Source organism: Streptomyces sp. NBC_01190 (assembly GCF_045039895.1).
Taxonomy (GTDB): Bacteria; Actinomycetota; Actinomycetes; order Streptomycetales; family Streptomycetaceae; genus Actinacidiphila.
In genome coordinates, this window is the sequence record NZ_CP108580.1 from 4,230,432 (window position 1) to 4,243,174 (window position 12,743).

At 72.5% G+C, this 12,743-nt stretch carries 11 protein-coding genes; 5 read left to right on the forward strand and 6 right to left on the reverse strand.

Annotation, left to right across the window (positions count from 1 at the left end):
• Positions 1–161: 161 nt before the first annotated feature.
• Positions 162–2,129 (reverse strand): CASTOR/POLLUX-related putative ion channel, encoded by a 1,968-nt coding sequence (locus tag OG519_RS17665; protein ID WP_405584544.1) that lies wholly within the window; start codon positions 2,127–2,129, stop codon positions 162–164.
• A 282-nt stretch (positions 2,130–2,411) separates the two neighbouring features.
• Here OG519_RS17665 and OG519_RS17670 point away from each other — a divergent pair, with 282 nt between their 5' ends.
• Positions 2,412–2,738 (forward strand): zinc-ribbon domain-containing protein, encoded by a 327-nt coding sequence (locus OG519_RS17670; protein ID WP_405584546.1) that lies wholly within the window; start codon positions 2,412–2,414, stop codon positions 2,736–2,738.
• A 107-nt stretch (positions 2,739–2,845) separates the two neighbouring features.
• Here the strand turns inward: OG519_RS17670 and OG519_RS17675 are convergent, their stop codons facing one another.
• From OG519_RS17675 to OG519_RS17685, 3 genes are all read right to left on the reverse strand, one after another.
• The gene (locus OG519_RS17675) at positions 2,846–4,813 is read right to left on the reverse strand and encodes a protease pro-enzyme activation domain-containing protein (protein WP_405584549.1); all 1,968 of its coding nucleotides are present in this window, start codon (positions 4,811–4,813) and stop codon (positions 2,846–2,848) included.
• Positions 4,814–5,112: 299 nt separating this feature from the next.
• Entirely contained in the window at positions 5,113–5,829 is a 717-nt protein-coding gene (locus tag OG519_RS17680) for an ANTAR domain-containing protein (RefSeq protein WP_405584552.1), read from the reverse strand.
• Positions 5,822–6,331, reverse strand: coding sequence for an STAS domain-containing protein (locus OG519_RS17685; protein WP_405584554.1), 510 nt, complete (start codon positions 6,329–6,331; stop codon positions 5,822–5,824). Before OG519_RS17685 ends, OG519_RS17680 begins: the two co-directional genes overlap by 8 nt.
• Before the next feature lie 522 nt (positions 6,332–6,853).
• On the opposite strand from OG519_RS17685, the gene OG519_RS17690 reads away from it, so the two are divergent.
• Positions 6,854–7,204 carry a PRC-barrel domain containing protein gene (locus OG519_RS17690; RefSeq protein ID WP_405584557.1) on the forward strand — a complete coding sequence of 117 codons (351 nt, stop codon included), beginning with the start codon at positions 6,854–6,856 and terminating at the stop codon, positions 7,202–7,204.
• A gap of 115 nt (positions 7,205–7,319) precedes the next feature.
• Here the strand turns inward: OG519_RS17690 and OG519_RS17695 are convergent, their stop codons facing one another.
• Positions 7,320–8,183, reverse strand: a complete 864-nt coding sequence (locus OG519_RS17695) for a lysozyme (RefSeq protein WP_405584560.1) — start codon at positions 8,181–8,183, stop codon at positions 7,320–7,322.
• Positions 8,184–8,947: 764 nt separating this feature from the next.
• Between OG519_RS17695 and OG519_RS17700 the strand changes: the two genes are divergently transcribed.
• The gene (locus OG519_RS17700) at positions 8,948–9,493 is read left to right on the forward strand and encodes a flavoprotein (protein WP_405584563.1); all 546 of its coding nucleotides are present in this window, start codon (positions 8,948–8,950) and stop codon (positions 9,491–9,493) included.
• Between the two features lie 17 nt (positions 9,494–9,510).
• On the opposite strand, the gene OG519_RS17705 is transcribed toward OG519_RS17700, so the two are convergent.
• Complete coding sequence (locus OG519_RS17705) at positions 9,511–10,923, reverse strand: hypothetical protein (RefSeq protein ID WP_405584566.1); 1,413 nt, start codon at positions 10,921–10,923, stop codon at positions 9,511–9,513.
• Between the two features lie 605 nt (positions 10,924–11,528).
• On the opposite strand from OG519_RS17705, the gene OG519_RS17710 reads away from it, so the two are divergent.
• The gene (locus tag OG519_RS17710) at positions 11,529–11,942 is read left to right on the forward strand and encodes a hypothetical protein (protein WP_405584568.1); all 414 of its coding nucleotides are present in this window, start codon (positions 11,529–11,531) and stop codon (positions 11,940–11,942) included.
• Positions 11,943–11,970: 28 nt separating this feature from the next.
• Positions 11,971–12,738, forward strand: coding sequence for a spermidine synthase (locus OG519_RS17715; RefSeq protein ID WP_405584571.1), 768 nt, complete (start codon positions 11,971–11,973; stop codon positions 12,736–12,738).
• Positions 12,739–12,743: the final 5 nt, after the last annotated feature.

The following is a 12,743-nucleotide window of genomic DNA, read 5'->3' on the forward strand; positions in this document are numbered from 1 at the left end:
AAAAGGGGCGCGGGGAACTGCGCGGGCAACCACGGCGGGCGGCGCGGACGGGGTGTGGCCGGTGGGGGCTGTCACGGGCCCCGAAGGGGGCGCGGGCAACCACGGCGGGCGCGCAGTCGAGGTGCGGGCGGAAAGGGGGTGCCGTGGGGGCACCGTCGGGGCTAGCGTTCGGCGAGGACGATCAGCCAGTCGCGTTCGCCGAGAAGGACGCGGGCCCGTTTGTCGGGGTTGAGGTACACCCCGTAGGCCGGCGCCAAGGGCGCCTCCCGCTGGAGGCGGTAGCCGATCGCGCAGTGGTGGCGGCGGCGGGCCGATTCCACGACGGTGGCGTACGTGACCTCCCGCCCGGACCGCACATAATCACTCGCCGGCTTGAGATGAATCTCGCTGCCGCCCGCCGTCAGCAGACGGTCGAAGAGATCCGCGAGGTGGCGGTTCTGCGAGATCTGCGTCATCAGCAGGCTGATCAGCCGGCCGCTGACGATGAAGTCCGCCCCCTCGCGCAGCGGCGCGAGCAGCCGGTTGCGGTCGTCGGTCAGCTCGGTGACGACCGACAACTCCTGCCCGGTCGCGTCCTCCAGGGCCCGCAGGTGCAGCAGGGTGACCAGCGTCGCGTCGTCGGGGCCGCCCCCGTCACCGAAGTCACCGGTCCCAAGAGCCCCGCACGGGCCGGCGGAACCGGCACCCCCGCACCCGCCGAAGCCGCCCGCGCCGCCCAAGCCACCCGCGCCCACCCCACCCACCCCGCCCGAGGCCCACGGCAAAGGGTCGTACCCGAGCACGATGACCCGGTCGTACGACGGTATGTCCAGCCGATTGAGCACGTGCGGCTCGGCGATGTCCCCGCGGTGGAAGACGACCGAGAGGTGGCGCCCCGCCAACCCCTCGGGCACGCCGTCGCGGCGGGCGGCCGCCTCGTCCAGCCCGGCCGGCCGGCGCGCCACCACGTCGAGCACGGAGCCGGGGTCCACATAACCGCCGAGCTGGTCCACGATCATCGGGGCCCGCCGGTTCCAGCCGAGCAGCAGCAGCCGTTTCGGCGCCGGCGCCCGCGGCCGTGGCTCGGCGATCGCGGTCTCGTCCACCGCGAGGGGGTGACCGGCCGGTACCGCCGTGTCGTCGTCCCGGCTGATCACCACGAGCTGGTCCTGCGGCCCGATCACCTCGGCCGACACTGGGTTGAGCTCGACCGTGCCGTCCGGCCGGACCAGCCCGACCACCGACGAGGTGGCGTAAGCCAGCAGCGCCTCGCCGAACGTCCGCCCGACCAGGGCCGGTTCGCCGACCGTGTAGAACTCGTCCCCGGCGAAGTCGAGCAGATCCAGGTAGACCAGCGAGAGTCCGGGCTGGCGCGAGGTCTGCACGATGAGCCGGGCGGTGATCTCGTCGATGTTGAGCACCCGCCCGCCGGGCCCCGCGGCCAGCGTGGCCGCGAGATGGTGGCGGCCGTCGCGCACCGCGGCCACCACTTTCCGCCCGCAGTCCGGCACCGCCGCGTTGAGGGCCAGCAGCGTCCGCACCACCAGCGCGTCGTCGTTTCCGGTGCCGTGGGTCAGGACCACGACCGCGTCGGCGGTCTGCGGGCTGACCCGGACCAGCACCGCGGGGTCGGTGACCGAGCCGTTGCGGCAGATCACCCGGGTGGTGCCGGTCCGGCCGACCCTGGTGTGTATCTCCTCCTCCATGCCGACCTTGTCCCTGGCCGACAGGATGGCGACGACCGCCTTGCGCCGGTTGGCGTTGGCGGCCACCAGCTCGGCGAGCACCGGGAAGACCTGCTCCGACCAGCCGAGCAGCACAGTGTGCCGCTTCTCCAGCACGGTGGAACGCCCGAGCCGCAGCGCCATGATCCGCCGGTCGAGCCCGCTGGTGATCACACTGACCAGCGTCGAGACGAAGAAGAGCGTCACCAGCGCGAGCAGCACCGACAGCACCACGTAGACCGGCGGCCCGACCGCGCCGCCGAGCCGCAGGGTGGTCGTCACCTGCTGCCAGACCGCGACCAGTTGTGCCGACCGGGTGGCCGGGGTGTTCCGCTCGGCCCAGACCAGGCCGACGCTGGCCGGCACCACCACCGTCAGGCCGAGCAGCAGCAGCCAGCCCAGCAGCGCGGGGGTGCCCCGGGCCATGACGGTGTCGAAGCGGTATCGCGCCCGTGCCCAGGCGGACCGGACCCGATACGAGCAGCGGCACGTCGGCACATCGTCACGCTAGTACGGCCGAGCGCGCCGCCACCGGCGAGCCGCCTCCGCCCACCCTTTCGAGTGAGGCCACCCCATCATCTGATCTTCATTCAGGTACGGCACACTCGGCACGGACAGCGAGGCTCCCGCGCGAGCGGGAACACACCGGACCGCCGGGCCCGTCAGCAGACGCGGCCACGCTAGACCACGGGAGCAGGGCACACTCATATGATCATCTTCGGTACCCGCAGTTATCTCTACACCCTGGCCATGATCACGCTGGTCTGCGGGAGTTGCGGCAACCCCGCCGCCCACGCGCTCAAGAAGCGGGTCACCAAGTTCACCCTCTTCTTCGTGCCGCTCTTCCCGATCGGCGTCAAGTACACGACGCAGTGCACCTTCTGCGGGACCCAGCAGAAGCTGCCGAAGGAGCAGGCCGAGCAGCTCCAGGCCCAGGCCCGCGCCCAGGCCCAGCCGCAGCAGGTGCCCGGACAGCAGGGCGCCGCGCAGCAGCCGTACGGGCAGGCCCAGGGCCAGCACCCCCACCAGGGCTGAGCCGCACAGGGGCGCCGGCCGGCGCCCGGCACGGCACCGGGCCCGGCGGGGAGTGATCCCCGCCGGGCCCGGTGCCAACCGCGGTGCGTCCTGGGTGAAGCGTTGGGTTACCGGAAGGACCGCAGGAAGGACAGCGTCGGCGAACCGACACCCGTCGCGTCGTCGAAGCCGCGCACGGCGTTGAGCGAGGTGTCCTGGCCGAAGGCGATCAGCCGGACCGACAGCGTCCCGTTGACGACACCGAAGTCGGTGACATTGGTGAGCGGGATCCTGCTGTGCCGGGCCTGCTGGTCCACCACGTCCGTGAAGAGGCCGGAGCGGCCGTAGATCGCCGGGTTGGCGAAGCCGACCGGCCGGTGCCTGGCCTGGATCGCGTCGGCCTGGACCGCCGCGAACTCCGGGGAGGAGACGCTGGTGCCGCCGTAGCCGCCCTCGCTGTACGGGGCTCCGTCGGAGATGCCGACGAGGACCGAGGTGTACAGGTCGCCGTTCATCGAGACGTCCGGGGTGACGCGCTGGGCGGTCCGGCTCCTCGCCCCGGTCATCAGGGTGTGCGACAGCGCGCTCGGTACGACACCGCGCTGGTACGCCGGCTGCGCGAAGTCCTCGCTGGTGCCGCCGCCGCCACCGAAGTAGAAGGGGGCGGGCAGCGGGGTCCAGCTCTTGCCGTCGGCGGAGAGCGCGGAGCGCTGGGTGCCCATGTCGGTCTCGAAGCCGTAGGCGCCGCTCTTGCTCGCCAGACCCAGCGCGGTACCGCCGACCGAGGTCACCCACGGGTCGGAGTCGGGCCAGTTGGCCTGCGCCCGGGCCGTGTCGGGCTGGCAGTTGGCGCCGGTGGCGGCCGCCAGCGGGCTGCTGTCACCGCAGTCGCCGGCCGAGAAGTTGATCCCGATGCCCTCGACCGCGGCCTGCTTGAAGACCTGCTCGTAGGCGGCGATCTCCGAGGCGGTGACGTCGGCGTCGTCCGTGGTGTGCATGATCTCACCCCACGAGTTGGAGATGACATCGGCGAGGTGGTTGTCGACGATGGTGCTGATCGCGCCCAGCAGGTCGTCGTCGTTGCAGGAGTTCGCGCCCACGTAGACGACGTTGGCGTCCGGCGCCAGGCCGTGCGCCATCTCGACGTCGAGCGCCTCCTCGGGCGCCCAGCCCTCGGGGCCGCCGCACAGGGTCTGGTCGCTCCACTGGGACGGGTCCACGACCTCGCGGTACTGGCCCGGCCGGAACGCCTTGTCACCGTGCCCGGTGGCGTACTGGTTCGCGTCGGCGAGCATGGTGGAGCTGCCGTACGCGTCCACGATGGCCACCGTCGCGCCCTTGCCGGTCAGACCGGAGGCGGTGATGCCGTACGCCTTGCGCAGCTTCGAGGGGTAGAACGAGCACTGGTCGAAGGGCGACGGCGCCTTGGTGTAGCCGGCCGGGGCGCCGGTGGCGATCTTCTGGCCCCAGTAGTCGGAGCAGGTGGCCTCGGTCGGCAGCCCGGCGGCGGGCGCGCCGCCGCTGACCTTGACCGAGTCCGGCTTCACCACGTTGGCGCCGGCCGAGGTGAGGCCGGTGACGCCGAGGATCGCTGAGGAGACGGCGGCCGGCACCACGACATCGCGGGTCGGCGCGTGGCGCAGTTTGCCGGCCACCCGGTACTGGTGGATCCCGGCGCCGAACGCCTTGGTGATCGCGGCGTTGGTGCCCCGGACGGTGATCGCGTGGTCGGTGGTGCGCACCACGCTGAGGCCCGAGTGCTCGGCCCAGGTCCTGACCGCCGACGTCTGCGCCGCGGTCGCGCCGAAGCGTGCCTGGTAGGCCGCCGGGGTCAGGTAGTGGCCGTAGCTCGCGCTGCCCGGGTCGGAGACGCCGGTCGCGTACGCGGTGAGCCCCGCGGCGTCCTGGCCGGCGAGGTAGACGGTGCCGGTGATCTCGGTGGCGGCGGGCAGCGCGCCCGCGTCGGCCGAGGCGGTGGCCCAGTCCGGGTGGCTGCCGGCGATGGTCTTGGCGGCCGGCGTCGGCCCGGCGGCCTGTGACGGCACGGCGAGCATCAGCGAGCCGGAGACCAGGGCGAACGAGGCCGCCGCGACCACGCCGATGCGCGTCCGCGCGACGCCGGGCTTTTGTATGACGGTGATGACGACTCCAACGTGAAGTTCGTAGGGACAGCACCGAGTCGTATGCGGGACGACCGCTGCCTGAGCGTTTGCGCTGTAGTGTGCACGCCACACGTAGCGGCTGGAAACAGTCGTCCGGGTTCCCGAGCCGGGCCTTTACCGAATAAAAAGAATGCGACGTCCTTATATCGGCGCAGACTCGGGCGAGCCACCCGATCCGACGGCCCGTCGGTTGTGAACCGCCGTCAGGAGCCCGCCGTCGGCCCTTGGCGGTGTCAGGCGCTGAGATCGGTCAGCGGTTCCTCACCGTCGACGAAGGAGCGGGCCAGATCGGCGAGCCTGAGGTTGTGCGCGCGGGCATGGCGGCGCAACGCGCTGAAGGCCTGTTCCACGTCGACGCCCAGGCGCTCGGCGAGCTTCCCCTTGGCCTGCTCGATGAGCACCCGGCTGTTGAGGGCGGTCTGCAACTGCTCGTTCAGCAGGCGGCTGCGCTGGCTCGACCGGTGCTGGAGCAGGCTGATGGTGGCGACATCGGCCAGCGCTTGGCCGACCTGCAGGCCGGCCGGGTCGTCAGGTCCCGTCCCGGTGCCGAAGAGGTTCAAGGTGCCCACCACTTCGTCGCGCAGCCGCATCGGCAGCGCCCACACCGAGCCGTATCCGCCGCGTCCGGCCTCGGCCGCGAAGCGCGGCCAGCGGTGGGCCTCGGCGGCGAGGTCGGGAACGGTGACCGGCAGGCCGTGCTGGAAGCAGTCCACGCAGGGGCCCTCGCCGCTTTGGACCTGGAAGAGCTCCAGCAGGCGGACCCGCTCGTCGGAGGCGGCCATCACCCGCAGCTCGCCCTTCTGGTCGGCGAGCAGTACGCCGGCCCCCGCGACGCCCAGCACGCCCACGCACCGGTCGGTCAGCAGCCGCAGCACCTTGATCAGGTCGAAGTCCGCCACCAGGCTGTCCGCCAGTTGGACGAACGTCTTGGCAAGGAGGCGTTCATCCATGGTGGGCACCTTCTTTTGGGCTGTTGGGGTCGCCGGGACCCGCGCACCGCTGGGCGGCCGGCGACTCGCGCTGCCGTACGGGTGAACGCGCCGGCCCGGCGGCCGGCCGCTGGTAGTCGGGGGACCGGCTGAGCAGCAGCGCGGAACCCGTGAGTTGGAACAGGCGTGCGGTCAGGGGCCCCGGGCCTTGGAGGCGCAGGAAGCCGCCCGCCGCGTAGGAGAGCGTCGACGCCTCGAGAAAGGCGTTGAGGCCGCTGCAATCGCAGAAGGTCACCTTGCTCATGTCGACGTCTATGACGCCTATGCCGTCGCGGCGGCAGCGCGCCAGTGACTCCCGCACCAGATGGGCCGAGGACATGTCGATCTCGCCGGTGAAGGTGATCAGGGCACGGTTCTTGGTATCGCGGCGGTGGACGTGCAGCAGCGAGGCCGCTCGGGGCGGGCGGGGCGGACTGGGCAGGCCGGGCGGACTGGGCAGGCTGGGCAGGCTGGGCGGGGTCATGGTGCGCCTCGGTTCACGAGGCCGTCCGATGGTTCCGGCGCGGCCAGACGTCGTCAGGCAGGTCGATGACCGGTCCGGCGGCCTTTGTCGCGGAGCGACAGGGCTGGCGGGAATGGGCCGGCTCCCTTCGAGGACACACCGGCACGCAGACGGATCCCTGCCGCCGGGCATCGGTTCATGGGAAGAGTGCCGCCGGGGTCTGGGACGCACCCGAAGCATAACCCTCCGCAGCCGCCCGGCAGGAGGTATGGGGTGGACTGCCGCCGTGATCCCGGCCGTGATCCCGGCCGCGACCCCTTCCGCGGGCCATCGGTGGCGCATTGCGCATTCCCAGGTCGCGTCCGCTGAATTGGCGCACGGGCCACCGGGAAAGCCCACCGGAATGGCGCCGCCGGTGAATTGATGGGTGGTGATGTGCGTATGCCGAAGAAGGCGGGGCAGGCGCCTTTTTGAGGGGCGCTCACCGGTCTCCCGCAAGGATTTCGGCGGAGCGCACATCACGCAACGAAAGGTGGTCGCAGGATGACTGACACCATGTGGACATACCAGGCTACGACCGGGTACCAGGACGGCATGGACCTGACCGGCTTCAAGGTCGAGGCGACCGACGGCAGCATCGGCAAGGTCGACAAGCACTCCGACCTCGTGGGGTCCGCCTACATCGTCGTCGACACCGGACCGTGGATCTTCGGCAAGAGCGTACTGCTCCCGGCCGGCACGATTCAGTCCATCGACGTCGACGCCCGCCAGGTCTTCGTCTCCCGCACCAAGGACGAGATCAAGGACTCCCCGGAGTTCGACAAGGACAAGCACACGGACGACCCGACTTACCACGACAGCGTCGGCTCGTACTACGGAGCCCCGCGGGTCTGACACCCGCCCCGCGACCCGCGGTGTGCCGCGCACCCGTGGAGGATCGCTCAGCACAGCGAAGCCCCAGGCCTGCCGCCTGGGGCTTTCGGCTGCCAGGTCGAGCGGCGCCGGCGACTCAGGTGTTGTTGGCGAGGTTCTTCAGCCCGCTGACCGGACCGTTGAAGTAGTCCTGGTCGCCGGGGAAGGTGCCGGCGTCGGCGAACTGCCAGAAGGAGTAGAAGGGCCAGCCGGCCGGAAGGGTGCCGGCCGTGGCGGCGTAGTGGGCCACGAAGAGCGGGCTCTTGGCCGCGAAGGCGGAGCTGTTGCCGGTGCAGCTCGTCCACCATCCGGTGGAGGTGTAGATGGTCGCCCAGCGCGAGGTCTTGGTGTGCACTTCGTTGATGAAGGCGGCGATCCAGTTGACCATCGCGGTCTTGCTCAGGCCGTAGCAGGTGGCGCCGTAGGGGTTGTACTCGACGTCGACCATCGGCGGCAGCGTCTTGCCGTCCTTCGACCAGTTGCCGCCGTGCGCGACGAAGTAGTCCGCCTGCGCCTTGGCGGTCGAGCTGTCCGGGGTGGCGAAGTGGTAGGCGCCGCGGATGAAGCCGGCGCTGTACGACGCGGTGTAGTTGGTGTTGAATCTGGGATCGCGGTACGTGGTGCCTTCGGTGGCCTTGATGTACGCGAACCGGGCGCCCTTCTTGTAGGCACCGGCCCAGTCGACGGTCCCCTGCCAGTTGCTGACGTCGAAGCCCGGGGTCTTCGTCGCGGACGTGGTGGTGCCGGCCGTCCCCGACCTGCCCTCGTGCGCGGCGACGGTGGAACCCATCCAGTCGCGGCCGGGGTGGGCCGGTTCGTGGCGGCTGACCGGGGTGGCGCCGGTGGCCGCGCCGGGGACGGCGGTCACCAGGACCAGCAGGACGAACAGGGCGCCGCCGACTCCGGTGAGTGAGCGGCGCAGCGGTGATCGGTGGGGTGAAACGCGTCGGGTGTCGAGCATGTGTGTCTCCAAGGTGGGGTTCGTTCCTTGGCGCGGGCGTGGCGGCCCAGGACGTATACGGGCGAACCGGTAGGAAAGCACCCGGCGTGACCATTGGATCAGAAGGGCGGCGGGCCGGGAGCGGAACCGGTGGCGGCCGACGCGGTCCGGACGGCGTTCCGGCGGGGAGTGAGGGACGGTCAGGCCCGTCGTTCCGGGGGCGGCGTCAGCTTTCCCGCCGTCAGCAAACCGGACGGGCCGGGTGATGCAGGCAGGTGACCACCGCCCCGGACGGCGGCATGGGGCGGGGCCACCTCGCCCTCACCTCCGCGGGAGGTGTCGTGACCCTAGGGCGTGTTTTAGAAGTAGCGTCGTCCGCCCGCAGGGCGGGGCTCACGGCGTCTGGTGCGTGCGATCGCAAGGCGGAGGGTCGTCCTCGTAGTGGGCGTACTCGGACGAGCCCGACAACGCAGCGAGCGTGCGTGCCAGACGCCGTGAGACAGACGGGACTTCTAAAACACGCCCTAGGAGGCGCTGGGGGTACCCCCAGGCGAAGCTCTGGGGACGGAACCGCGCGACAAGCCACGACGCACGCGCGGGTCGCCACCGGCCCAGGTGATTACCGCCCAGCACGCGGGCGCCCCGTGCCGCCGCCGGGAAGCGTCTCGTAGGGTGCCGGTGGGGTGCGGGCGCCCGCACGGTGCCGGTTCTCGTACGGCGCCGGCGCCGGTGCCGTGCCCGTCAGCCCGTCAGTTTTCCCGCCCGCCCCCGTTGGGAGTCCCCGCGTGAGTGATCAACCGAAGCGGCCGTTTCTCTACGTCGTCGTGTGCGCCGCCGGGGTGGCCGGCGACGTGGGGACGCTGATCACGGCGGCCCAGCGCCGAGGCTGGGACGTGGGGGTGGTCGCCACCCCCCTGGCCATGGGGTTCATCGACGCGGCGGCGATCGAGGAGCGGACCGGGCTGCCGATCCGGTCGGCCTGGCGGAAGCCGGGGGAGCCGCGTCCGCTGCCGCCGCCCGACGCGATCGCGGTGGCGCCGGCCACCTTCAACACCGTCAACAAGTGGGCGGCCGGCGTCGCGGACACCCTCGCCCTCGGCATCCTCTGCGAGGCGTACGGGCTCGGCGTCCCCACCGCGGCGCTGCCGTGCGTCAGCGCGGCGATGGCCGCCCACCCCGCGTACGGCGAGAGCCTGGCGCGGCTGCGCGGCATGGGCGTCCTCATCGGCGGCCGGCCGCCGCACGCCCCCGGGACCGGCGACGCCGCGGCCGGCTACCGCTGGGAGGAAGCGCTGGAGCTGCTCGCGCCGCTGGTGAGCGCGGCCGGCTGACCGCACGCGGCGCGCCCTCAGCCGAAGCCGCCGCCGTCGAAGCCCCCGCCGTCCGAGCCGCCGCCGTCGGAGCCGCCGCCGAAGTCGCCCGGGTCGAAGCCGGAGCCGGAGGAGTCGCCGCCGTCCGGGCCGCCCGGGCCGTCTCCCGGCCCGCCGTCGTAGCCCTCGTAACCGCCGTAACCGTAGCCGTCGCCGTAGCCCGGGCCGTAGAGCGAGCCGCCCAGCAGGGTGCCGATCAGCAGGCCGGGCAGCAGGCCGCCGCCGAAGTAGCCGCCCGCGTAGGGGCCGTAGGCGGGGTCGGCGTTCCAGTACGGCTCGGGGCCCGACGGGGTCTGCACCTTGCGGGAGAGCGGGGCCTCGCCGTCCTCGATCCTGACCACGTCGGCGGCGCAGGCGGGTACGTCACGGGGGATGCCGCCGGGCGGCGCCCACGCCACGTCGCGGACGGAGGGGCCGTGCCGGGGGTCGAAGAAGCAGGGGGGCCGGCGTTCCGGCAGCGGCCGGCCGGCCCGGCGGGCGTCCAGCGTGGCCAGCGCGAAGCGCCCGTCCTCCAGCGCCTCGGTGACCGGCTCCACGTCGTCGGGCCGGCGGGCCGCGGCCATCTGCGACTTGGCCCGCTCGTAGGAGTCCAGGGCCCGGGCGTAGTCGCTCCGCATCAGGTCGTCGGCGTGCGGTTCCGCGGGGCGGAAGTCCAGCCGGTCCAGCTCCTCGCCGAAGGCGGTGATGTCCTCGTCGATGACGGTGCGCAGCCGTTGGAGCTGGGCCCGCTCCCGTTCGGCCCTGGCCTTGCGGCGGCGCCCGAAGAACACGTAGCTGCCGCCGGCGGCGAGGAGGGCCAGGCCCGCGAGGACGATGAGGGCGGTCGGGCCCGCGCCGAGGGAGCCGGAACCGGCCGGGTCGCCCCGCCATGACGTCGGCGCGCTGCCACTCGCCTGCGGGAGGGCCTGGTCGACGAAGCTCTCGAGTTCGGCGGCGGTGCCGCCGCCTGAGCGTTGCACTTGGCCGACCAGGTTGACCACCGCGGTGCGGGACATCACCTGGGGGTCGGCTCCCGCGTTGAAGCGGGTGCCGAGGTGGACGGCGTAGACACCGGTGATGCCGACCGCGGACCGCAGGTCCTGGAGCACCGTGGCCGCGGGGAACTCCGGCGCGGCGGGCAGGACGGCGACGAAGAGCGGCTTGTCGGCCCGGCTGATCCGGTCGGCCAGCGTGGCGGCCTGCGCCGGCGAGAGCTGGCGCTCCGCGCGGGGGTCGACGTAGACGGGCCCTTTCCGCAGTGCGGCGGCGACGGTGTCGACGGTCGCCTGCGCGGCGGCGGGCGCGGCGGGCGTGGCGGGAGCGGTCAGGAGGGCGAGGGCCGCGAGGGCCGCGCCCAGCGGCGCGGCGGCCCGCGCGCCGAGCCGCACGACGGCGTGTCTCCTTGCGTCCACTCTCGCTCCTGCCCGAGGGTCCGATAGCAGCATATTACTGGACAAACCCTGCCGACCCGCGGGTGCGTCGTGGCCCCCCAGAGCTTCGCCTGGGGGTACCCCCAGCGCCTCCTCGGGGCACGGCGCCCTCCGGCTGAGGTGAGGGCGGAGCCCATCCGGGGGCGCCCCGGCGCCTGGCGGCAACCCCCAGGGGCGCGAGGAACTGCGCGGGCAACCGGTCACCGGCCGGTGGGCCGGATGCGGCAGCAGCAGCCCCTTTGGTCGGTGGCGACCCGCGGGTGCGTTGTGGCTGGTCGCGCAGTTCCGCCCCCAGAGCTTCGCCTGGGGGTACCCCCAGCGCCTCCTCGGGGCACGGCACCTCCCGCCGAGGTGAGGGGAGCGCCCACCGGGGGTGCCCTGGCGCTCGGCGGCATCCCTGGGGCGCGAGGAACTGCGCGCGCAACCCACCGCTCGCCGGTGGACCGGCAACGACAGCAACAGCCCCTTTGGTCCGGTGGCAACCACCCACCGGCCGGTGGGCCGGAGACGACAGCAACAGCCCCTTCCGGTCGGGGCGACCCGCAGGGGCGGGGTTCTAGGCTGGGCGGGGGAAGACGGGAGGGGTTGTGGAGGCTGAGTTGACCGCGCTGGCCGCGGCGGGGGCGAACTCGCTGGTGCAACTGATCGTGGGGGACGCCTGGGCCGCGACCAGAAGCCGGGTACGGGCGCTGTTCGGCCGGTCGGGGCCCGCGGCCGCCCAGGCGGTGGAAGCCGAACTCGACCAGACCCGAGTCGAGTTGCTGGCCGCCACGGATGACGGCGAAGCCGACGGCACCCTCGCCGAAATCGAGGCGCACTGGCAGGCCCGGCTGCTGCTCCTGCTGCGGGACGAGCCGGCCGCCGCCGACGCCCTGCGCGCGCTGATCGCGCACGCGGAGCAGCCAGGCACGACTACTGTGCAGAACACCGTCAGCGGCGGGGACATCCGCGGCCCGGTCATCCAGACCGGCACGATCAACGGCGACCTCCACTTCGGCTGACGCCACCGCCGAGCCGAAGGAAGAACCGATGACCCCCCGCTTCGAGGAGATCGACTGGCGTCCGACCCCGATGGGCGAGATCAGCCTGCGGCGCCGCCGGGACCCCGGCACCGGCGAGGACATCCACGAGGTGAAACTCGGCGACGACTTCCTGATGTCCAGCCTCTTCACCGCGGGCGAGATCGCCCTCGCCCGGCTCGGCCTGGCGAAGCTGTCGGCGAGTGAAGGTGAGGGTGAAGGTGAAGGCAAAGGTGAAGACGACGGCAAGGGCGAGTGGGACGTCGTGGTGGGCGGCCTCGGCCTCGGTTACACCGCCGCCGCCGCGCTGGACGACCCGCGGGTCCGCTCGCTGACCGTGGTCGAGGCGCTGGGCGAGGTGATCGGCTGGCATGAGAAGCATCTCGTGCCGCTGGGCGCCCGGTTGACCGCGGACCCGCGCTGCCGCCTGGTCCAGGGCGACTTCTTCGCCCTCGCCGCCGATCCGGCCGGATTCGACCCGGCGGCTCCCGGCCGCCGCTTCGACGCCGTGCTGCTGGACATCGACCACGCGCCCGACCACGTACTGCACCCGCGCCACGCGGCCCTCTACCAGCCGGACGGCCTGCGCCGCCTCGCCCAGCACCTGCGCCCCGGCGGGGTGTTCGCGCTCTGGTCCAACGACCCGCCCGAGGAGCACTTCACCACCACGCTCCGCTCGGTCTTCCCCGACGCCGAGGCGCACATCGTCACCTTCGACAATCCGCTGCGGGGCGGCACCTCCACCAACACGGTCTACGTCGCGGCCGACGCCGGCTGAAACCC